Genomic DNA, 24,098 nt, shown 5'->3' with positions numbered 1-24,098 from the left:
CCATGGCTTTCGGACGTAAGCGCAAGGTGGTCCCGTTCCGCAGCGCCGGTGAGCTCGATGCCATGGCTGCGGCCGGGGCCGTCGTGGGCGCCGCTCTCGTCGCGGTGCGCGACGCGGCGAAGCCCGGCGTGTCCACTCTCGAGCTCGACGCGGTGGCCGAGGCGGTGATCCGGGACGCGGGCGCTGTCCCGTCGTTCCTCGGGTACCACGGCTTCACGGGCAGCATCTGCAGCTCGATCAACGACCGCGTCGTGCACGGCATCCCGAACTCGTCCGACGTGCTCGCCGAGGGCGACCTCATCTCGATCGACTGTGGCGCCATTCTCGACGGCTGGCACGGCGACTCCGCCTGGACGTTCGGTGTCGGTGCCGTCATCGAGGCCGACGAGCAGCTGAGCGAGGCCACTCGCTTGTCCATGGAGGCCGGTATCGCCGCGATGCTCCCGGGCAACCGCCTGACCGACGTCTCGCACGCCATCGAGCAGGGCACGCTGGCCGCGTCGGCGGTGCACGGTCGTACCTACGGCATCGTCGACGGCTACGGCGGCCACGGCATCGGCCGCGAGATGCACATGGAGCCGTTCCTCGCCAACGAGGGTGCGCCGGGCAAGGGCCCCGAGCTGGTGGTGGGTTCGACGCTCGCCATCGAGCCGATGCTGACACTGGGAACCCACGAGACCCGCGTTCTGGACGACGACTGGACCGTGGTCACCACCGACGGGTCGCGTTCCGCGCACTGGGAGCACACGGTCGCCGTCACCGAGGACGGGCCGAGGATTCTCACTCTGCGTCCCTGACGCAGATCCTCCCGACCCGTCCGGAGCGTCAGGCCCAGTGCTCGGCCGGAACCGTCTCCGACTCCTTCGGCGGCGGCGGGGGAGTGCCGTCACCGAACGGCCTGCCGCCCAACGCTTCCCGGCCGTGCGGGCTCAACCAACTCGACAGGTCCGGCCCCTTGGGCACGATTCCGGTCGGATTGATGTCGGTGTGCACCTCGTAGTAGTGCGACTTGATGTGCACGAAGTCCGTGGTGTCGCCGAACCCCGGGGTCTGGAACAGGTCTCGCGCGTAGGCCCACAGCACCGGCATCTCGGAGAGCTTGCTCCGGTTGCACTTGAAATGGCCGTGGTAGACGGGATCGAACCGCGCCAGCGTCGTGAACAGGCGTACGTCGGCCTCGGTGATGGTGTCGCCCACCAGGAACCGCTGGTTCTCGAGGCGGTCGCTCAGCCAGTCCAGTCGCGCGAAGAGAGCGTCGTACGCCTTCTCGTATGCGCTCTGCGATCCGGCGAAACCGCACTTGTAGACGCCGTTGTTGACGTCGTGGAAGATCAGCTCCGCCACTTCGTCGATCTCGCCGCGCAACGCTTCCGGATACAGGTCGGGTGCGCCTTCACGGTGGTATCGCGTCCACTCCGTCGAGAAGTCCAGCGTCATCTGCGGGTAGTCGTTGGTGACCACCTCGCCCGTCGACACCTCCACCATGGCCGGCACGGTGATCCCGCGTGGGTAGTCCGGGAAGCGCGCGAGAAACGCGTCCTGCAGACGCGGGATCTTCAGGACCGGATCGAGGCCGTCGGGGTCGAGATCGAAGGTCCAGCTCCGCTTGTCGTGGGTCGGTCCGCACACTCCCATCGAGATGGCGTCCTCGAGACCCAGGAGACGGCGCACGATGATGGCGCGGTTGGCCCACGGGCAGGCGCGGGCCACGACGAGGCGGTAACGACCGGGCTCCACCGGGTAGCGCGACGACGGATCGTCGGTGATGCGGTCCTCGATGTAGTTCGTGTCGCGGTCGAAGCCGCCTTTCTCCACGTAGGACGGGGTACCGCTGTCGGTGCTCATGCTCGTAACTTACCCGGGGTCGGTCAATTCCATCGCGATGTGCACTCCCAGTTCGGTGAAGCCGAGCGAGAGGCCGAACAGTCGGGCGGTCGCATTGTCCATCGGCACCGACCACTGCGGGACGAGTCCCGCGTCGATGGCCTCGTTCGTGGCCAGCCGCGCGGCGGTCGAGCCGTACCCCCGTCGGCGGCGTGACGGCACGGTGACCGCGACGGTGTCGGCGAGGAAGCCGCGCCATTCGACGTACCCGGCTGCGGCCGCGGGGAGAGCGTCGTCCTCACCGTCGGCGTCGTCGAACACCGTGAACCACGAGTCGACGCCGACCGCGCGGATCCCGGTGGCGTCGTCGGGAGGCACCAGCGCGAGGACGCGGTCCACATCGTGCCCGTCGTGGGAGATCAGCGGGTGTTCGACGCGGACGTCGTCGCGACTGTCGTCGAGGAAGGCGAGGACCCGTGGTCCACCGCAACGGCCGCGGCGCTGTCCCGCGAGCTCGGCGAGACCGTCCCGCGTCGCGAGCACGTCGTTGCCCACTGCCTCGGCGCGGTCGAGGATGTCGCCGGGCCCGACCAGCACGGCGTGGCCGTCCAGGACGACGAACGTGAGGCGGGTGGAGTCGTCGTCGACCACGTGCAACCGCTCCGCGTCGTCGAGCGAGGCGTCGTCGGGAAGGCCCAGTTCTCGCGCCCAGGCGAGACGGACGATGTCGATCTGGTGGGAGTTCATCGCCGTCCACGCTAGCGCCGCTTGCAGCGACCATGTTCGGCGCCGTATATTCCGAGCGGAATATTTGTGGAGAGGGATCGGTATGGAACGCGTGACACCGCTGGCCATCGCCGTGCTCGCCTGCCTGTTCGAGCGGCCGATGCACCCGTACGAGATGTATCAGCTCCTGCTCGAGCGCAAGGACGACCGACTCCTCAAGGTGCGTCCGGGATCGCTGTATCACGCGGTCGACCGCCTGGCGGAGCGTGAGCTGATCGTCGCGGTCGGCACCGAGCGGGAGGGCAATCGGCCCGAGCGCACCACCTACGCGGTGACCGACTCGGGTCGGGCGGCTCTGTCGGACACCCTGCGTACTCTCCTGGCGGAACCGACGACCGAGTACCCGCAGTTCACTCTCGCCCTGTCCGAGTCGCACAACCTCCCCGGACCGGAGGTCGCGACCCTCGTCCGTACCCGTATCGCTCTGCTGGAGAAGGATCTCGACGAGATGCGCGTCATCGATGCGATGGCCGCCGATCGCCACGTTCCGCGTCTCTTCTCCGTGGGCCTCGACTACACCCTCGCTCTGCGCGAGGCCGAGCTGACCTGGCTCCGGGCCTTCGTCGACGACATCGAGTCCGGACGTCTCCCCTGGCTGGACAGCATCCTCACCGAACGACAGGACCACCGATGACCAGCACCACCAGCCCGGCCGTGAAGGAGGCGTCCCCCTGGATCGCGCTCTGGACCCTGTGCCTGGGCTTCTTCATGATTCTCGTGGACACCACCATCGTCGCCGTCGCGCAGCCGGCGATCCTCGAGGGTCTGCAGACCGACATCTCGAACGTCATCTGGGTGACCAGTGCATACCTGCTCGCGTATGCGGTACCGCTCCTCGTGACCGGCCGTCTGGGCGACCGGTTCGGACCGAAGAACCTCTACATCGGCGGTCTCGTCGTCTTCACTCTCGCCTCGCTGTGGTGTGGCGTCTCGGGGTCGATCGAGATGCTCATCGCCGCGCGCGCCGTGCAGGGCCTGGGCGCCGCGATGATCACGCCGCAGACCATGGCCGTCATCACCCGTATCTTCCCCAAGGACAAGCGCGGTGCCGCGATGGGTGCCTGGGGCGCGGTCGCCGGTGTCGCCACCCTGGTCGGCCCGCTGCTCGGCGGCGTGCTGGTCGACGCGTTCGGGTGGGAGTGGATCTTCTTCATCAACCTCCCCGTCGGTGTCGTCGCCATCGCACTGGCCGTGAAGTTCGTGCCGACGCTCCCCACCAACGACCACAAGTTCGACATCCTCGGCGTCGTGCTGTCCGCCGCCGGCCTGTTCTTCATCGTCTTCGGTCTGCAGGAGGGCCAGAAGTACGACTGGAACGGGTGGATCTGGACTTCCATCGCCGTCGGTGTGGTCGTCTTCGCCGCGTTCATCGTGTGGCAGTCGCGCAACCGCAACGAGCCTCTGGTGCCGCTCGGGTTGTTCCGCGACCGGAACTTCTCGCTCAGCAACATCGGCATCGCGGCCATGGGCTTCGCGATGACGGGCATGATGCTGCCGATCATGTTCTACGCGCAGAGCGTCACCGGACTGACGCCCACGCGCTCGGCCCTGCTCTTCGTGCCCATGGCCGTGCTCACCGGCGTGCTCGCACCCAACGTCGGCCGTCTGGTGGACCGCGTGCACCCGCGCTACATCGCCGGCACCGGCCTGACCCTGCTCACCGTCGCCCTCGTCTGGCTCGCGATGGAGATGACACCGACCACGGCCATCGTCCGGCTCCTCCTGCCCATCGCCCTGATGGGTGTGGCCAACGCACTCATCTGGTCTCCGCTCGGTGCCACGGCCACCCGCAACCTGCCGATGTCGCAGGCCGGCGCGGGCAGCGGCGTCTACAACACCACCCGCATGATCGGGTCCGTGCTGGGCAGCGCCGGTATCGGCGTGCTGATGCAGTCCCGCATCTCCGCCGAGGTGCCGTTCGCCGGTGCGGCCGGCGCGTCGGGCGAGCTGTCCACGGGCCGGGTGCCGGCACAGGTGGCGGAACCCTTCGCCACCGCGCTCGCGCAGTCGCTGTACCTCCCGGCCGCGGTCCTCCTGGTCGGAGCGATCGCGACGCTCTTCTACGCGCGCCCCAACTTCGGCGGGCACGGGGCTGCGGTTCCGGATCCGTCGGTCGAGGCGAGTGTTCCGGCGGGGACGACCCCCGTGCGCTAGGCGGGCAGGCCGGAGGCCGGTCGGGAATAGGCGGGCAGGCCGGAGGCCGGTCGGGAATAGGCGGGCAGGCCGGAGGCCGGAAACCACGGGTAAATGCGGACCTGGCATGCTCCGGTCCATGAGTGAGAAGCCCACCCGTCTCGAGCGCACCACCACCGACGCGGGCGCCGAGGTCGCGATCCTCACGTTCGCCCACGGCGCCCTGAACCTGTTCGACCAGGCCATGTTCGATGCCGTGACGGCCGACGTCGCCGAGCTGGTGGCCGCTCCTCCGCGTGCACTGCTGCTGCGCGCGGAGGGCAAGGTGGTCTCGGGTGGGGTCGACGTGCACGTCTTCGAGGGGCTGTCGGAGGCCGAGGGAACGGCGTTGTGGGAGGGGCTCTTCGCGGCCATCGCCCACCCGCTCGAGGCGCTGCCCTGCCCGGTGGTGTTCGCCGCGCACGGTCTGACGCTGACGGCCGCGTTGGAGATCGCCCTGGCGTGCGACATCATCCTCGCGTCCCCGAAGGCGAAGTTCGGTCTGGTGGAGACAGTGGTGGGTCTGACACCGTCGATGGGTGGCCCGCAGCGGATGGCGGAGCGTGCGGGCAGCGGCCGGGCACGCGAGTTCGTCATGACGGGCGACCTGTACACGGCGGAGACCCTGCGCGAATGGGGAGTCGTCAACCAGATCCACGAGGACGTCGACGCCGCCGCCAGGGCTCTCGTCGCACGGCTCGCGGACGGACCGACTCGCGCCCATGCGGCCACGAAGGAGATCATCGGTGCGTGGCGCTCCGGCGGTGTGCGCCATGCGGATTCGGTGACGTCGGCGGTGTCGGGCGCCCTGTTCGAGACCGAGGATCTGCAGGGCGCGGTGCGCAGCTTCCTCGATGTGGGGCCGGGTAAGGCGACCTACACCGGGCGCTGATCAGCGCTGGGGGTCCACCAGCGCACGTCGCAGTCCCGTGAGGGCGTCGTGGTCGAGGCCGAGCCAGTCCAGGTAACCGTCGAAGGAGCCGTGCGCCGTGGCCATCGCCTCGAGCCCGGCCCGGTAGTACTCCTCCCGCACGCCCAGCAGGTCGTCGTCGAGGTCGGCGGGGGCCACGTCGTCGTGATCGAGAATGTGGCGCCGGAGTGGGGCGACGGCGGCGTTGCTGCGCAGGTAGTCCGCGACGATGTCCTCCTCGACGACGCCGGCGGCGCGTAGCACGGTGGCGACGGTCCACCCCGCGCGGTCCTTGCCGGCGGCACAGTGCACCAGCGACGAGGTACCGGACGACAGGGCCTCGACCACCGACCTGATGGCCACGCGCGCGCCGGGCAGCGTCGGAAAGGCGCGGTAGGCGTCGTCGAGGTAGCCCCGGGCGGTGGTGGCAGGCACGGCGCGCTCGTGCGGCGCGTCGCGTTCCGCGGCGATGTAGGGGACACGATGCACGGTGACCGTCTCCGGGGCCCGGTCCGAGCCCCACCGCGTCACCTCGGCGTCGCCGCGCAGGTCGAACACGTCGCTGACCCCGAGACCGGTGAGCGTGTCCCGGCCCTCGTCGGTGAGGTGCGTGAGTGCCGACGCGCGGTAGAGCAGTCCGCTGCGGGTGCGTCCGCCGTCGGACGTGCGCAGGCCGCCGGTGTCGCGGAAGTTCCATGCGCCGTGCAGGTGGAACTGGCCGGGTTCGGAACCATCCGTACTGCGTTCACTCACCCGTCGACAGTAACGACGCGGTCTCCACTCGTCCGAGCCACCGTCCCACCAGGGGACCGACGTCCGCCACGGCGTCGCTCGACAGCAGTTCGCCGTGTCGCCACGGCACCGATGCCACCTCGGCCGGTCCGGTGCAGTACTGCGACCAGAAGTCCGACATGCGTCCGAGTTCGACGGCCGTGACGTCGGAGTCGATCATCAGGACGGCGCCGCCGTAGGTCGGCGGCACGTGCTCGTCGACGAGGGCGAACAGCGTGAGCATCGCCTTGGTGATCTGTCGCGCCTGGATGTCGGAGACCGGCAGCTGGTCGCCGCCCATCGCCGACCACACCGACCACAACGCGTCCGGCGTCATGTCCGCCAGGTCGTCGGTCAGGTGTCGGTACGCGCCGAACATGGCGTCCGCCTGCGCCTTCTTGACCGCACCGCCCGGCACGATGCTGTGCACCGGGTCGAGAAGCGACAGCGACGCGACGGTGAGGCCGCGCGCCTCCATCCGCGCCGCGACGGCATGGGCCAGCACACCGCCGACCGACCATCCGACGAGGTGGTACGGGCCGACGGGATCCACGCGCCGGATCTCCTCGACGTAGCGCTCGACGACGTCGTCCATGGACCGTGGTGCGAAGTCGGGGTCCGCCACCGCCGGCGTCTGCACGCCGTACAGGGGGCGGCCGCTCTCGAGGTGGCGGCCGAGCTCGAAGTACGGCCAGGCCAGCCCCATCATCGGGTGGATGCAGAACACCGGGGCGAGCTCGTCTCCGCCGCCCAGTCGGAGAACGGGACCGACAGCGTCGGACGAGGCGATCGAGTCGTCGTCGTCCTCGCGGTCGAGGTGCTCGGCGACGGCGCCGACGGTGCCGTGCGAGAACAGGAGTCGGAGCACGCGGTCGACCCCGGCGGCGCGACCGAGGTGTGCGGCCACCCTGGTGGCGGTCAGCGAGGTTCCGCCGAGGGCGAAGAAGTCGTCGTCGAGTCCGACGTCGCCGACGCCCAGCACGAGGGCGACGGCGTCCGCGACCATGTGTTCCGTCGAGGTCGTCGGCGCGCGGTACACCGTCGGTGCGAACGTCGGTGGGGGAAGGGCTGTCCGATCCACTTTGCCCGCGGCGGTGCGCGGCACCGCGTCCAGAGCGATGACGCGCGACGGCACCATGTACTGCGGAACCCGTTCCGCCACCGCCTCTCTGACAGACGCGACGTCGATCCCGTCGCCGGCGACGTAGGCGACGAGATGATCCGATCCGGTTCCGGCGTCGCGGTGGAGAAGGACCACCGCCTGCGTCACCGCGGGATGGGCGAGTGCGGCGTTCTCGATCTCGCCTGGCTCGATGCGCAGTCCGCGAAGCGTGATCTGGAAGTCGCTGCGTCCCAGGTACGCCAGCTCTCCGGCCGAGTTCCACCGCACCAGGTCGCCGGTGCGGTACAGGCGTGCGCCCGGCGGTCCGTACGGCGCGGCCACGAACCGGCTCGCCGTCAGCCCGGTCTGCCCGACGTACCCGCGCGCGAGATGTGGTCCGGACAGGTACAACTCACCGACGGCGCCGAGAGGTACCGGTCGCAGTCGGCCGTCGAGCACCACCGCGTCGACACCGCGGACCGGAAGGCCGATGCCGACGGGTCGGTCCGGCGTGATCGGCCCGTGCGCGGTGGCCCAGACGGTCGTCTCGGTGGGGCCGTAGTCGTCGTACATCGCGCGTCCGGCGGACCACGTCGCCGCGAGGTGATCCGGGAGGGCCTCACCGCCCACGACGAGGACACGCACGCAGTCGAGGTCGGTGGGGGTCAGGGAGTCGAGGACCCGGGGCGTGATGATCGTGTGCGTGACCCTCTCGTCGCGAATCAGCGCGCTGACCGCGTCTCCGCTGTGCACGTGCGCGAGCGCGAGAACGAGAGTGCCGCAGTGCGCCAACGCCATCAGCATCTCGGCGATCGAGGCGTCGAAGGTCGGCGAGGCCACCGCGAGCACACGCACGTCCGGCACGTCGCCGCGCCGGGAACGTTGGTCCGCCAGCGCATCCGTCAGCCCCGCGTGGGTCACGGCGACACCCTTGGGCCGGCCCGTGGAGCCGGACGTGTAGATGACGTACGCGATCGAGCTCGGGTGCAGCCCCGGGTGACGCTCCGACGCGAGCACCGTGCGCGCCGAGTGACGGTCGAGCGCCGACACCACGTCCGGATCGTCGAGCACGATGCGCGGAATCCACGGCGCCGCGGTCGAGGTGGTCTGCTCGGACCGGGACTCGGTGATCACGACGACGGCGCCGGAGTCCTGGAGAATGTGTGCGATGCGCTCGGCGGGTTGCCCGGGATCGACCGACAAGAACGCGGCCCCGGCCGCGGCGACGGCCCACACGGACAGGACGTGCTCGATCGAGCGCGGCATCGCCAGCGCGACCACGACGTCGGGTCCTGCGCCGCACGCGATCAGTTCCCGCGCGAGACGATTCGCGCGCACGGACAGCTCCGCGTAGCTCAGGTCGATACCGTTCGCGCGCACCGCGATCGCGTCGGGTCGGGCCGCCACCGCATCGGCCACGAGGCGGTCGAGGGTTCGTGGCGCCAGCGTCGGGGCGCCGCTGCGGGGAAGCATCGCGGCACGCTCCGGGGGCTCCACCGTCTCGAGGTCCCCGATCCTGACGGAGGTGTCCCGTGCCATCGACCGCAGTGTCCACACCAGTCGGCGAGAGACCCGCTCGATGGTGCTCCGCTCGAACAGATCCGTCGCGTAGGACAGCTCGATCAGCAGGCGCCCCTGATCCTCGCGCAGCGTCACGGCGAGATCGAACTGCACGGGAGCGCCGCCGAGATCGAGCACCTCGACGGCCGGTGTGGTGGCGGGGAATCGCGGCGGCGCGGTGTTCTGCAGGGTCAGCATCACCTGCACCACAGGGTGACTCGCGGTCGATCGTACGGGGTCGAGTGCTGTCACCAGGGTCTCGAACGGCAGAGCGGCATGCGCGAAGGCGTCCAGGGTGGACTCGCGCGCCGCGGCGAGATGGTCCGCGACGGTGCCGTCCGCGTCGATCGTGGACCGCAGGACCACCGTGTCCACGAACATGCCGACCACGTCGTCGAGCACCGGATCGGTGCGACCCGCGACGGCCGTCCCGATGAGGAGATCGCGCGTTCCCGCCCACTGGGCGAGCACGATCGACAGCGCGGTGTGCACGACCATGAAGAGGGTGACGTCGTGGGCCTGCGCGACGGATCGGAGTGCGCCGAGCGCGTCCGTGCCGAGGACGGTCCGCACCCGATCACCCTGCTGCGACGGGGTTCTCGGCCGGGGACGATCGGTCGGCAGCGCGAGATCCAGGGGTGCGCCGGCCACACGCTCCCGCCAGTGCTCGAGGTGTCGCGACAACGCCGAGCCGGGATCGTCGAGCGATCCGAGCGCCGCGCGCTGCGCGAGGGCATGGTCGGCGTACTGCACCGGCAGCGGTGGTAGGTCGAGTGGCCGTCCCTCCGCGCGGGCGGTGTACGCCGTGACGACGTCGCGCGTGAGCGGCGCCATCGACCACCCGTCCGCGGCGATGTGGTGCACGAGGATCACCAGCACGTGGTCGGTCGGCGACACGACGAGAAGAGTGGCGCGCAGGGGAGTCTCGGTGGTGACGTCGATCCGAGCCGCCGCGGCCGTGCGTACAGCCGCGGGTACGTCTGCGGCACTGGTGCGCACGATGTCGAGGGGAACGTCGACCGTGGGCAGCACCACCTGGTGCGGCACACCGTCGAGGGCGGGATGGACCGTCCGCAGGATCTCGTGCCGAAGGGTCACGTCGTCGAGGGCGGAGCGGAGCGCCTCGACGTCCAGCGGCCCGGTCAACCTCAGCGCGAGCGGGATCAGCTGCCCACCGCGGTCGGCGTCGACGCGTCCGAGGAACCACATCCGGTGCTGGGCGAAGGAGAGCGGCACCCTGTCCGGTCGCGGCGCCGCCGTCAGGGGCGTGCGCTCCGCGGTCGGCGCCGTGACCAGCGCTGCGGCGAGGGCACCCACGGTGGGGTGGTCGAACACCGCGCGTACCGACACCTCGCGCTCCGTCGCCGCCGACACCCGCGCGGCCACCCGGGTCGCGGACAGCGAGTGGCCTCCGAGAGCGAAGAAGTCGTCGTCCAGCCCCGGTAGCTCCGGCAACTCGAGCACGGTGGCGAACGCCTCGGCGACGGCGCGCTCGGCCGGGCCCACCGCCTCGCGATGCGGAACCGTCGCCATGTCCGCGGGAAGGCCGGAGGCCGGTCGGCGAGGGACCGCCGGCAGTGCGCGACGGTCGAGCTTGCCCGACGCCGTCAACGGGATCGCGTCGACGGTGACGACGTGCGCGGGCACCATGTACTGCGGCAGGCGGCGCGCCACGTCGCGTCGGAGGTCGGCGGGGTCGACGGCACTCGTGCCGGACGGCACCACGTACGCGACGAGGTGGTCGTCCTGAACCGTCACCACGGCGCGGTCGACCGACGGGTGCGCGGCGAGTGCCGCCTCGATCTCGCCGGGCTCGATGCGCAACCCGCGCAGCTTGATCTGGACGTCGGTGCGGCCCAGATACTCCAGATCTCCGCCGCTGGTCCAGCGCACGCGGTCGCCGGTGCGGTAGAGCCGCGTGCCCTGAGCCGAGGCGACGAACCGCTCGGCCGTCGCGGTGGGGCGGCCCACGTACCCGCGCGCGAGGTGGGTGCCGTCGAGGTAGAGCTCGCCGAACACCCCGATCGGCACCGGCCGCAGGAACGTGTCGAGCACCCGCGCGCCGACTCCGCGGACGGGCCGCCCGATGGTCACCGCGTCGTCCGCCCGGAGTGGGCCGCTGCTCGTGGCCCAGATGGTGGTCTCGGTGGGACCGTAGTCGTTGAACAGGCGTCGACCGGGGGCCCACCGGGCGGCCAGTGCCGGTGGGCACGCCTCACCGGCGGTGACCAGGACGTGGAGTGACGGAACGTCCTCGGGGGTCAGTGAGTCGAGGACTCGCGGCGTGAGGAGAGCGTGGGTCACCGCGGACTCCGCCACCAGGCGACCCAGTGCGGGTCCGCCGAACACGTCCGGTGGTGCGACCACCAGGGGAGCGGACAGGGCCACGGCGATGAGCAGTTCGGCGATGGACGCGTCGAATGTGGGGGACGCGACCGCGAGCACACGCGCCTCCGCAGCACCGCGCAGTCGCTGGTCCCACAGCGCGTCCACGAGGCCGCGGTGCGTGACGCCCACGCCCTTGGGGGTTCCGGTGGACCCCGAGGTGTGGATGACATAGGCGAGGGTGTCGGGACGGATGGCGCCGAGCCGGTCCGCGGGCGTCACGTCGGCCTCGGACTCCGAGCCCGTGTCGAGGACTGCCGGTGACACCGTGGCGAGACGTGCCAGTGCGGCGGGAACCGTCACGGCGGTGACGGCGACGGCGGCGCGCGTCTCGGTGAGCATGTGCCGCAGTCGGTCCGGTGGTCCGTCGGGGTCGATCGGCAGGAACGCCGCGCCCGTCTTCGCCACGGCCCACACCGCGGTGATCTGGTCCACCGAGCGCGGCAGCGCGACGGCGACGACGGTGTCGGGCGCGGCGCCGAGGTCGATCAGTGCCCGTGCCCAGCGGTTGGAGCGGCGGTCCAGCTCGGTGTAGGTGAGCGTGCGCTCCCCGATCAGGGCGGGACCGTCCGGGTTGCCGGCCACCGCGTCGGCCAGCAGACGTGGCAGCACGCGCGGCGGTAGTCCGGCGCTGCCGTGCTGGGAGAGCAGCAGCGCCCGCTCCGACGGGTGCAGGATCTCGAGGGCACCGACCCGGTCGAAGGGCCTGCGCGCCACCGCGTCGAGGACGCGGAGCAGGACGTCGACGATTCCGGCCGCGGTCCGCCGGTCGAGGAGGTCGACCGCGTAGGTGAGTGCGCCGCTGAGTCCGTCCCCGGTCTCCGTGAGATCCAGGGTCAGGTCCACCGGCGCGGTGACGGGACCCGAGTCCAGGACGTCGATCTCCAGCCCGGCGGCCACGAGAGTGGGCGCAGTCTGGTTCTGGAACGCGAACATGACCTGCACGACGGGGTGGTGCGCGGCGGTGCGCACCGGATCGAGAGCGTCGACGATCGACTCGAACGGTACGTCGGCATGGTCGAGGGCAGCCACGGTGTCGTCGCGGACCTGATCGATCAGAGCCGCGACGGTGCCGGTACCGGTGACGAACGCGCGGAGCACGACGGTGTCGACGAACATGCCGACCAGCTCGTCGAGATCCTCGTGGCCGCGGCCTGCCACCGGTGTTCCGACGGCGATGTCCTCGCTCCCCGTCACGCGAGCGAGAGTGACGGCCCAGGCCGCCTGCAGGACCATGACGAGCGTCGCGTGGTGCGCGGTGGCGAGCGTACGCAGTGCCGCGGTCGTGTGGTCCGGCACTGTGACGCGGACACGCGCCCCGCGGTGCGAGGCCACCGGCGGCCGCGGTCGATCGGTCGGCAACGGAAGGACGTCCGGGAGACCGGCGAGGCGATCCGTCCAGAACGCGACTCGACCACGGATGTCGTCCGCGTGATCCTGTTGCCACACGGCGTGATCCGCGTACTGCATCGGCAGGGGGTCGACGGTCCACTCTCGACCGGACCGCCGCGCCGCGTAGGACGCCGTGAGATCGCGGGTGAGCGGTGCCAGGGACCAGCCGTCCGCGGCGATGTGGTGCAGCACGAGAAGCAGGACGTGATGCTCCTCGGCCACCGCGACGACGGAGGCGCGCAGCGGGAGATCCGTTGCCAGGTCGAACGGTGCCGACGCCATCCGCTCGAGCACGGCGTCCGGTGTTCCGGACTCCTGGTCGATCGCGATCCGCGCATGATCGAGAACGTGTTGCCGTGGAACACCGTTCGCGACGGGATAGACGGTGCGGAGGATCTCGTGGCGGTCCACGACGTCGGCGAGTGCGCCCTGGAGCGCGCCGTGGTCGAGGACACCGCGCAGAGCGAGTGCGAACGGGATGACGTAGCCGCTGTCGTGGGAGACCGTGTTCAGGAACCACATGCGCTGTTGGGCGAACGACAGGGGCACCACCTCGGGCCGTGGCCGCGGCCGCCGCGGTGCGGGAGTACCGCGAGGCGCGGCGTCGATCTGAGCGGCCAGTGCGTGCACCATCGGTGCCTCGAACACGGTACGGACCGGAACCTGCAGTCGAGCAGCGACTCTGGTGGCACTGAGCGAGTGGCCACCGAGGGCGAAGAAGTCGTCGTCGAGACCGACGGGATCAGCGAGTTCCAGGACAGTCGCGAAGACGGACGCGACGGCGACCTGCGCGGCGGTGGACGGAGCGCGGAACTCGGCCGTGTCGAGGGCCGGGCGGGGCAGCCGCGCGCGGTCGAGTTTGCCCGACGGCGTCATCGGCAGAGCGTCCATCACGACCACCGCGGCAGGAACCAGGTATCGCGGTAGTGCCGCCGCGGCGGCGGCCGACACCTCTGCGGCGTCGACGCTGTGCCCGTCGGCGGCGACCACGTAGCCGACGAGGCGCTCGTCGATCACCCCGGCCGCGGCGGCGCCGACGCCCTCGGCGCCGACGAGTGCGGTCTCGACGTCGCCGAGCTCGATCCGCAGGCCGCGGACCGTGATCTGATGATCGGACCGTCCGAGGTACAGCAGGTCGCCGACGGCGTTGCGGCGCATCAGGTCTCCGGTACGGTACGTCCGCTGTCCGTCGGGAGCCGCGACGAACCGGGACGCGGTGAGGCCCGGCTTGCCGAGGTACCCGCGAGCGAGGTGGTCGCCTGCGACGTACAGCTCTCCGACCACACCGTCCGGCACCGCGTGCAGACGGGCGTCGCGAAGGGAGACCTCGACGCCGAGAGTCGGGGACCCGACGGTCACGGGGTCCCCGGCCGACAAGAGCGCCGTCGTCGACCAGATGGTCGCCTCGGTGGGTCCGTAGACGTTGGTCATCGTCCGACCGGGCGCCCACGTGTCGACCAGACTCGGCGGGCACGCCTCGCCGGCGCTCATGACGACGCGGAGGTGATCGCCGGGATCGGGTGTCGCGTCGAGCGCGCGGGGTGTCATCAGCGTGTGGGTGACCCGGTGCCGCCGCATCAGGTCGCGGAGTTCGACACCGGCATAGACCTCGGGTGGGGCGACCACGAGCGCGGCATCCAGCGCGAGAGCGATGACCAGTTCGCCGACGGACGCGTCGAACGTCGTCGACGACACAGCGAGCACCCGGGCATCGGATACCGGTGCGTGCCGGGCACGTTGATCCTGCACGGCGTTGTGGAGTCCGCGATGGGTGACGGCGACGCCCTTGGGCCGTCCGGTGGATCCCGAGGTGTAGAGGACGTAGGCGAGGTGGTCGGGTCGCAGAGTCGAGCGGCGGTCGCGATCGGTGATCGGTGCGTCCGACAGCGCCGCGACCTCGGCGAGCGTGTCCGGATCGTCGACCGCGATCCGGACGACGTCGGCCGGGAACGGCGCCGCCGTGTCCGTGAGCACCAGGGTGGGCGCCGCCTCGGTGAGGATGTCCGCGAGCCGAGACGGCGGCTGCTCGGGATCGAGCGGGAGGAACGCGGCTCCCGCGCGGCTGATCGCCGCGACGAGCACGAGGTACCGCGCCGACCTGGCGACGGCGACCGCGACGATGGTCTCGGGACCGGCACCGAGCGCGATCAGACGGCGCGCCCACCGGTTCGACGCTCCTGCCCACTCGTCCCGCGTGAGAACGGTGTCGCCCTCGATCACCGCGACCGCGGAGCCGTCCGTGTGGGCGTCGAGCAGGGCGGGGAGCGTCGTCGGGGTCGTGCGGGCGTCGGGATGCGTCCACGTGTCGGGCTCGTCCGTTCCCCGGACGGCGATGTCGCCCACCGCGGTCTCGGAACCCCGTGCCGCCGCGCGCAGCACGTGCTCGAGTACGGACGAGATGCGTTCCGCGGTCCCGTGATCGAACAGGTCGCACGCGTAGGTGAGGACGACCGCGAGGCCGGCGCCGACGGGGCGGACGTCGACGGTGAGATCGAAGATCGCGGGTGCCGACCCGACGTCGAGCACCTCGATGTGGGGACTGCCCGGGAGCGGATCCACGTCCTGGAAGGCGAGCACGACCTGGAAGACCGGGTGATGCGCCGACGTGCGAGCAGCACCGAGGGTGTCGACCACGTGATCGAACGGGACGTGCGCGTGCGCGAAGGCGTCCACCGTCTCGTCGCGGGTGCGGGCGAGCAACTCGGTGAACGACTCGGACGGATCCACGCTGGTGCGCAGCACGACGGTGTCGACGAACAGGCCGACGAGGTCGTCGAGCACGGGATCCGGTCGACCCGAGATCGGTGATCCCACAGCGATGTCCGTCGACCCGGTCCAGCGCGCGAGGGCGACGGCGAGGGCGGTGTGCACGACCATGAACACCGTGGCCCGGTGAGCGGCGGCGAGCCCGGTCAGTGCGGCCACGGTCGTGTCGTCGAGATCGAGGTGCACCGCGGCACTCGCCCGGCCGGGCCGCTCCGCGCGCGGTCGGTCGAGCGGCATGTCGAGGACGTCGGGCAGTCCGGAGAGACGGCGCTCCCACCATGCCGCCGCGTCGGAGTCGACGCCCAGTTCGCTCTGCCGCACAGCGACATCGGCGTACTGCACTGCCAAGGGCGGCTGCGCAGGTATCCGTCCCGAGCGATGGGAGTGATACGCCGACAGCAGGTCTCGCGTGAGAGGGGCGAGAGACAGTCCGTCCGCGGCGATGTGGTGCACGGTGAGCAGCAGGACGTGCTCGTCGTCGGCGAGGCGCAGCACCTCGGCTCGCAGGGGTGGTTCGGTCGCCAGGTCGAACCGCGTCGTCCGCGCGTCCGACAGCCGCTCCGCCAGTGCGTCGGGTGTGACGGCGGTGACCGTGAGGGCGGTCGGCGCCGGGGGCGGCAGCACGACCTGGTGCACGACACCGTCCGCATCGGCGTAGACGGTCCGGAGGATCTCGTGGCGAGTCATGACGTGACCGATCGCGGACGACAGCGCGCCGAGATCGAGGTCGCCGCGGACGCGCAACACCAGCGGCATGACGTAGGACCCCGGTTCGTACCGGTCGAGGAACCACATCCGGTGCTGGGCGTGCGTGAGCGGGAGGTGGTCGGGACGCACGGTGTGGAACCCGCAGTCGGTGTGCGCGTCGCCCGCATCGACGGCGGCAGCCAACCCCGCGATGGTGGGGACGTCGAAGAGGGTGCGGAGCGTGAGGTCGCGTCCGGTCGTCGACCGGATGCGCGCGACGATCCGCGCCGCCGTGAGGGAGGTGGCGCCGAGCGCGAAGACGTCGTCGTCGGCACCCACCGGACCGGACGTCTGCAGGACGGACTCGACGATGTCCGCGACGACGCGCTGGGTCGGTGTGAAGGGAGTGCGGTGGACCCGGCCGCGGCGCGCGGGAGCGGGCAGCGCACGCGTGTCGATCTTGCCCGACGCGGTGAGGGGAACGGTCTCGATCTCCACGATGTCGTCGGGGACCAGATGGCGGGGAAGCGACGAGCGCAGCGACTGCAGCAGCGCCTCTGTGACGGCCGAACGGCCCTGTGTCGGAACGACGTAACCGACCAGTCGATCTCCGACGACCGTCGCCACCGCGCGGTCGATCAGTCCCGACCGCGTCAGTGCGGCCTCGATCTCCGCCGGCTCGACGCGCACGCCGCGCACGGACAGCTGGTCGTCGCTCCGGCCGAGGAAGTGCAGGTCGCCGACGGCGGACCAGCGGACGCGATCACCGGTCCGGTAGAGACGTGACCCGTCCGGTCCGGCGACGAACCGCTCCGCGGTCAGCGCGCTGCGATGCGTGTAGCCGCGGGCGAGTTGCGCACCACCGAGATACAGCTCGCCGGGGACATCGACGGGAACGGGGCGCAGGGCGTCGTCCAGCACGAGGGTCGTCGTGTTCCACACCGGCCGCCCGAGGGGGACGTCCGTCGTGTCGGCGTCGGTCACGACGTGCGCGGTGACGTCCACCGCCGCTTCGGTCGGCCCGTACAGGTTGATCACTCGGACGGGGAGCGCGGCGCGGACGGCGGCGGCGACCCCCGCGGGCAGCGCCTCGCCCGACGACAGGATCGTGCGCAGTGACCTGCAGGCGGCGAGACCCGGTGCGTCCGCCAGGAGTGCCAGCATCGACGGGACGGCGTGCACGACGCTGACGCGGTGCCGTGCGATCAGCTCCACCAGCAGATCGGCGTCGCGGTGGGCGTCCGGATCCGCGACGACGACGCGGGCACCGATCTGCCACGGCAGGAACAACTCCCACACCGAGACGTCGAACGTGGCGGGTGTCTTGTGCAGCACGATGTCGTCCGCGGTGACACCGACGAACTCGGCGCGCCACCGCAGCTGGTTCACGATCGCGGCGTGCGACACCCCGACACCCTTGGGCTGCCCGGTGGAGCCGGAGGTGAAGAGCACGTAGGCGAGGTGGTCCGGGCGCAGGGGCGCGAGACGATCGTCGTCGGTGAGGGGTGCGTCGGAGAAGGACCCGAGGGGCGCATCGCTGATCGTGATCCACTCGAGGTACTCGGGAAGCGTTGCGGCACTGCCGATGCCGAGACGCGCACCCGACATGCTCACCGCGTGCCGGAGTGTCTCGGTGGGATGGCCGGGATCGAGCGGGACGTAGTGCGCGCCGGTGGCCACGACGGCGTGTACGGCGACGACCAGATCGATCGACCGCTCGAGCGCCACCGCGACGGCGGTCTCCGGTCCGGCGCCGCGGCTGATCAGGTACCGGGCGAGGCGGTGGACGCGAGCGGAGAACTCGGCCCGGGTGACGTGGCGATCGCCGTGAGTGAAGGCCACACGGGACGGAGCCAGAGCCGGTACGGCGTCCACGAGTGTGGTGGGGACGAGGGGGTGCGCGGTGGAGTTCCACGTCTCGGTCACGAGGGTGCGCTCCGCCGGCCCGAGCAGGTCGATCTCGGCGAGAACACGCGAGGGGTCGAGTGCCTCGAGCACTCGCAGGAGGCGGTCCAGCAGTCGGTCCACGGCGTCGGTGTCGAGCACGTCGCGGCGGTGGGTCGCGCGCACGACGAGGCTCTCTCCCGGGTCGACCGCCAGGGACAGCGGGTAGTGCGTGGCGTCCCGTGCCTCGACGCCGAGAACGGAGAGGTCACCCGCCGCCGCGGTCAGAGCGGCACGATCGAGCGGATACGACTCGAAGGCGAGGGACGTGTCGAACCCGGCGCCCGGCCCGACCTCCGCCTCGATGGCGGACGGAGCGAGGTGATGATGATCGAGCAGCGCAGCCTGCTCGCGCTGCAGTCGCTGGGCCGACTCCCGCACCGTCGCAGTGCGTTCGAGCCGCACGCGGACCGGAACGGTGGAGACGAGGAGCCCCACCATGGATGCGGAACCGTCCAGCTCGGCCGGTCGGCCCGAGACGGTGGCTCCGAAGACGACGTCGGTACGGCCCACCGCGGAGCCCAGTACGAGTGCCCACGCGAGTTGCACGAGGGTGTTCACCGTGACTCCCGCGGCGCCGGCGCGCGCCACGAGTTCGGCGGTGCGCTCGGTGCTCAGGGTGGCGATGCGCTGTCCGGGTGCCTCGTCGATTCCGGAACCGTGCGCGGGAGCGAGCAGCGTCGCCTCGGTCGATCCGGCCATGGCTTCCGACCACGCCGCGAGCGAGGCCGTGGTGTCGCGTTCGCTCACCCACTGCAGGAAGCCGCGGAGCGGGGGCGGTGCGGGCCGGGGGACCTCGCCGGCGTGGGCGGCCAGGAGGTCGGCGAGGACGATCGGCAGGGACCAGCCGTCGAGGAGCAGATGGTGGTGGGTGAGCACCAGGGTGTGCCGCTGGTCCCCGGTGTGCAGCAGAGCGACGCGCAGCAGGGGTGCGGTGGCCACGTCGACGGCGACGGCGCGATCGTGCGCGAGGAAGGCGTCGAGCACGGCCGCCGGGTCGGGATCGGCGCGGACGTCCACCTCCGTCCACGGCACCGTCACGGATGCCGCGACCACCTGGACGCCCGTTCCGTCGGTGGTGGTGTCGAAGGCGACCCGCAGCGCGTCGTGACGGTCCAGCAGCGATTGCGCGGCCCGCTGCAGACGGCCGGCATCGAGCGCTCCGTCGAGGTGCACGATCGTCTGCACCACATAGGGATCGATGCTCCCGGCGGCGAGGCGGGCATGCACCAGCAGGCCCGCCTGCAGTGGCGCGGTGGGCAGGACGTCGATCAGCGTGGGATGTCGCGCGGTCCATGCGTCCACGTCGGATCGTGTCGCATCGACCAGCGGGAAGTCCGACGGTGACCGCCCGCCGGCACCGGGGGTGTCGACGTGCTGCGCGACTGCCGTGGCCGCCTCGACCCACAGCGAGACGAAGGCCTCGACGTCCGCGTCCGCCAGGGCGGCGTCGAGCGTGCTCAGTCGCGCGATCAGGGCGTCCCCGAGGACGACGGTGTCGATCTCGAGCACGGCGGCCGTGCCCAGGTCCTCGGGTCGTGGCCCGGACAGCGGGGAGACGCCGGGAACCGGGAGCCAGTCACCGGTGTCCGTCGTCGTCATCCTGCCGAGGTGCGCGAAGGAGATCTGCGGTGTCCAGCGCAGGGCGTCGCGCACGTCGTCGTCGGCCCCGTGTCGCAGCAGTCCGTAGCTCGCACCGTGGTCGGGAACTCGTGCCAGGTGGTCCTTGATCCGCAGGATCGCTTCGCCCGCAGCAGGTCCGCCGCGCAGCGCCTCGGCGATGTCGAGACCCGTGAGGTCCAGTCGTACGGGGAACACCGTGGTGAACCAGCCGACGGTGCGCGCGGTGTCGGCGCCGGGAACCAGGTCGTCCTCGCGTCCGTGTCCCTCGAGTTGGACGAGCCGCGTCGGCGCGTCGTCCTGTCGCCACGCGGCCAGCGCGAGGGCGAGCGCGGCGAGGAGCGCGTCGGTCGGTCCGGCGTGGAACAGGGTGGGCGCGCGGACCAGTAGTGCGTCGGCGATCTCTGCCGGGAAGGCGACGTCCCGGACCGTCGTGTTTCGTACGCGATCGACGGCAGGGTCGAGGACTCGTTGTCCGAGAACGGGATCCGGGCCGTCCAGAATGCCGGTCCAGAACGGGAGGCGCGCGCTCGCGTCGTGCGCTGCGAGCCCGGACGACCAGCGCCGCATCGACGTGCGGACGGGGGCAAGAGTCGGTGCGGCGCCGCTACGCACCGCGGCCCACGCCGCGACGAGGTCGGCGACGAGAACGCCCCAGGACACCACGTCCACCACCAGGTGGTGCGCCGCGATCACCAGGCGTCCCGCCGTGTGCTCGCCGAGGTCGTTCCATCCGAGGCCGAGCATCACGCCGTTCTCGGGATCGAGCGTCGCGACGAGGTCCTCCACCGCGAGACCGGCGCCGTGGCGCAGCAGTCCGTCGACCCGCACGGCATCCTGCGGGCGCACGTCGAGGTGCACACCGTCCGCGTCGCGGACGAGCACGGAGCGCAGCATGTCGTGGTGTGCGACCACGGCCTCGATAGTGGACACCAGTGATGCGCGGTCGATGCCGACCGGGAGCGACAGCGTGAGGGTCTGAGCGAACCGATCCGGTGTTCCGCCGCGCTCGAGCAGGTGGCGCACGATCGGGGTCGGGTCGACGCGGCCGATGCCGCTTCCGGGTGGCTCGTCGACGATGCCGATTGTGTCGGCCACGCGCGCGAGCCCGGCGGCACTGCGCTGTTCCACGACGTCACGAGCGCTGATCCGCATGCCCGACGCCGCGGCGACGGTGACCAGTCGGATCGAGAGGATGCTGTCACCGCCGAGCGCGAAGAAGTCGTCGTCGACCCCGACATCGGTGCGGGACAGCACGAGTGACACCGCGTCGAGGAGCCGCCGCTCGACGTCGGAGGTGGGTTCCCGGCTGGCCGCGGTCCGGCGCTCCGGCTCGGGGAGCGCGCGGACGTCCACCTTGCCGGAGGCGGTCAGCGGGAGCGCGTCCAGCGACACCACGTGCACCGGGACGAGGTGGCTCGGCAGCGTTCGCGTGGCGGCGGCGAGAACGTCCGCGGTATCGGCGTCCCCGGTCACGTACGAGACCAGCTGGTCGCTGTCGCCGTCATGGCGGACCACGGTGACGGCCTGCGTCACACCGGGAACGGCGACGAGGGCCGCGTCGATCTCGCCGAGTTCGACGCGGCGGCCTCGTACCTTGACCTGACTGTCTGTGCGCCCCAGATACTCCAGGTCACCGGACGACGTCCACCGTGCGCGGTCACCCGTGCGGTACAGACGCGTTCCGTCGACCCCGGCCACGAAACGCGTCGCGGTCTCCGCCGATCGTCCGACGTACCCGCGGGCCAGGCCGGCTCCGGCGAGGTGCAGCTCACCCGGAACTCCGACCGGGACGGGGCGCAGGCGGGAGTCGAGCACCACGGCGCGCACTCCGGGCAGGGGACGCCCGATGGTGACGGTTCCGGACGCCGTCAGCGGCGCGGTCCCGGTTGCCCACACCGTGGTCTCGGTGGGGCCGTAGTCGTTGTGCAGCAGGAGGTCCGGAGATGTCGACCACCGCGACACCAGCGCGGGCGGGCACACGTCGCCGACGCTGAGGACCCGTCGCAGCGACGGTGTTTCGGTCGCGGACAGTGTCTCGAGCACCCGCGGAGTCAGGATCGCGTGGGTGATCGATTCTCGTCGCAGCAGATCCTGCAGAGGTGCGCCGGAGTACGCGTCGGCATCGGCGACGACGAGGCAGCCGGACAGTGCGAGGGCGAGAAGGTGTTCCGAGATCGACGCGTCGAACGTCGGCGCCGCGACGGCGAGGACGCGAGCGCCAGTGACCTCTCCACCGCGTGCTCGGTGGCCGGCCACGACACCGTGCAGTCCGGCGTGGGTGATCGCGACACCCTTCGGACGGCCGGTGGAGCCGGAGGTGTACATGACGTAGGCGAGGTCGGTGATCGCCGGGCGCTCCCTCGGCAGCGGCTCCGTCGCGACGTCCGTGACGGCCACCCGGGTCGTTCCACTCGGCAGATCGACGGGATGTCGATCCGTCGTGACGACGAGGATCACCCCCGATTCGGCGAGCACGGCGGCGAGCCGTTCGGCGGGGTCCGCGGGGTCCACCGGAAGGAACGCGGCACCGGTGCGCACGACGGCCCAGAGCGCGACGACCTGGTCGACGGACCGCGGGAGTGCCAGCCCCACCACGGTTCCCGGTGCCGCACCCGCATCGCGGAGTGTGCGGGCGAGGCGCCCGGACGCATCGTCCAGTTCGCCGTACGTGAGCGTGACCGTTCCGCCGAGTACGGCCGTTGCCGCCGGGTCGCTGCGCACCACCGCCGCCATGAGGTCGCCCAGCGTCGTCGCCGTCGGCGCGGGCCCGCCCGACCGGTCGAGCAGATCGGCCGCCTCGCCGTCGTCCAGGAACGCGAGATCGCCCACGGTGGTGTGGTCGTCCGCCGTGACGATGCCGCCGAGAAGTCGCGTCAGCCGCACGCCGTGCCGGTCGATGTCGGAGGCGTCGTAGCGCTCCGGGTTCCACTGGATGTCCAGTGTCAGTGTGTCGCCGGTGTAGATGTTGATCGCGGTGTCGTGGACGGGGCCCGACGACAGGATGGCCACCGGCGCCGAGATGTCGTCGAACTGCAACGGGGCGACGAACGGCATGATGTTCACGACGGGGCCGAAGGAGACGCCGAACGGCCGCACCTCCGGAGCCAGCAGGTGGTCCCAGTCCCGGAAGCGTTGGTGCCGAAGCGCTCCGGTGATCTCCCGCCGTACCTGTACTAGCAGTTCCCGCACCGTCGTGGACGCGTCGACCGTCAGTCGCAGCGGCACCAGATTGGCCATCATCCCGGCCGTCGCCCGCAGCGCGGCGGTGGTGCGTCCGGTCACGGGGAATCCGAGGACGACGTCGTCGGTGTCGAGGACCCGCGACTGATGCACGGCGAGAGCGGCGACGACGGCGAGCGGGTCGGCCGCGGTTCCCCTCGGCTGAGTCCACGGCAGGCGCGTCGCGACGGGTTGCCGGGGTGCGCTCGGGGGTGCCGCCGACAGGGCCGTGGGGTCGCCGACGTCGGCGAGGTGCTCGCGCCAGTGGGCCAGGTCGGCGTCGTGGCGACGCGAGGCGGCGTAGGCGACCTCCGCATCATGGATGCGGGCGGCGGTGTCGGGCGTCGGCGCCGGTCCCGGAGAGAGTGTCCCCGAGTAGTGGCCGGCGATCCGTCCGAGGAGGGTGAAGGCGCCCTGGCCGTCGAGCACCACGTGGTGGGCCCGCAGGTACAGGAACGTGCGGTGATCGTCGAGTCGGAGGAACACGCATCGGACCAGCACGGTTCCGAGTAGATCGACGGGCTCTCGGAACTCGGCGCGCATCCATGCGAGGGCGGATGCCTCGGGGTCGGCTTCGTCGCGCAGGTCGAGCACGTCCAGGTTCATGACGGCGTCCTCGACGTGGATCAGACACGGCTGGTCGTCCGGCCCCTGCGCGAGGCGGGTCTGCCGCAGGCCGGACTCGGTGCCCGCGGCGTACATCGCCCGCTCCAGCCGAGCGAGGTCGACACCGGGACCGGCCGGAGCGCAGATGTCGACGTACAGCGCGACGGTGAGGGCCGCGTCGGGATCGAGGTGCTGGGCCAGCCAGAACGGCCGCTGCGCGCCCGTCAGCGGAACTCGGGCGCGGCCGCCGTCCGGTTCGGGGGACACGACCGCCCCCTCGTTCCGGTCGTCTCCCACGAGACGAAACCTATCCGCGGGAATCGGCCGGTCGGCCCGGCTCGCCGTCTTCTG

8 protein-coding genes are annotated in these 24,098 nt (G+C 71.3%); 4 read left to right on the top strand and 4 right to left on the bottom strand.

Going from position 1 to position 24,098, the window contains the following annotated elements:
- The first annotated feature begins 2 nt into the window (after nt 1–2).
- Nucleotides 3–797 carry a type I methionyl aminopeptidase gene (gene map / locus JOE30_RS00245; protein WP_204868925.1) on the top strand — a complete coding sequence of 265 codons (795 nt, stop codon included), beginning with the start codon at nt 3–5 and terminating at the stop codon, nt 795–797.
- A 28-nt stretch (nt 798–825) separates the two neighbouring features.
- On the opposite strand, the gene JOE30_RS00240 is transcribed toward map, so the two are convergent.
- Entirely contained in the window at nt 826–1,845 is a 1,020-nt protein-coding gene (locus JOE30_RS00240; protein WP_204868924.1) for a glutathione S-transferase family protein, read from the bottom strand.
- Nucleotides 1,846–1,854: 9 nt separating this feature from the next.
- Nucleotides 1,855–2,571 carry a GNAT family N-acetyltransferase gene (locus JOE30_RS00235; RefSeq protein WP_204868923.1) on the bottom strand — a complete coding sequence of 239 codons (717 nt, stop codon included), beginning with the start codon at nt 2,569–2,571 and terminating at the stop codon, nt 1,855–1,857.
- An 82-nt stretch (nt 2,572–2,653) separates the two neighbouring features.
- Between JOE30_RS00235 and JOE30_RS00230 the strand changes: the two genes are divergently transcribed.
- The 3 genes from JOE30_RS00230 (at nt 2,654) to JOE30_RS00220 (ending at nt 5,674) form a co-directional block, all read left to right on the top strand.
- Nucleotides 2,654–3,244, top strand: a complete 591-nt coding sequence (locus JOE30_RS00230; RefSeq protein WP_204868922.1) for a PadR family transcriptional regulator — start codon at nt 2,654–2,656, stop codon at nt 3,242–3,244.
- The gene (locus JOE30_RS00225) at nt 3,241–4,764 is read left to right on the top strand and encodes a DHA2 family efflux MFS transporter permease subunit (protein WP_204868921.1); all 1,524 of its coding nucleotides are present in this window, start codon (nt 3,241–3,243) and stop codon (nt 4,762–4,764) included. Before JOE30_RS00230 ends, JOE30_RS00225 begins: the two co-directional genes overlap by 4 nt.
- 118 nt (nt 4,765–4,882) lie before the next feature.
- Complete coding sequence (locus tag JOE30_RS00220) at nt 4,883–5,674, top strand: enoyl-CoA hydratase/isomerase family protein (RefSeq protein WP_204868920.1); 792 nt, start codon at nt 4,883–4,885, stop codon at nt 5,672–5,674.
- Here JOE30_RS00220 and JOE30_RS00215 read toward each other — a convergent pair whose 3' ends face one another.
- On the bottom strand, nt 5,675–6,445 hold the full coding sequence (locus tag JOE30_RS00215) for a tyrosine-protein phosphatase (protein ID WP_204868919.1): 771 nt from the start codon (nt 6,443–6,445) through the stop codon (nt 5,675–5,677).
- Nucleotides 6,438–24,044 (bottom strand): amino acid adenylation domain-containing protein, encoded by a 17,607-nt coding sequence (locus tag JOE30_RS00210; protein ID WP_204868918.1) that lies wholly within the window; start codon nt 24,042–24,044, stop codon nt 6,438–6,440. The genes JOE30_RS00215 and JOE30_RS00210 overlap by 8 nt, the downstream gene beginning before the upstream one ends.
- Nucleotides 24,045–24,098: the final 54 nt, after the last annotated feature.

Origin of the sequence: Rhodococcus sp. PvP016, from assembly GCF_017832185.1 — a bacterium.
Classification (GTDB): domain Bacteria; phylum Actinomycetota; class Actinomycetes; order Mycobacteriales; family Mycobacteriaceae; genus Rhodococcoides.
Note: the sequence above shows the minus strand (reverse complement) of the source record. Positions and strands in the feature narration are given on the sequence as shown.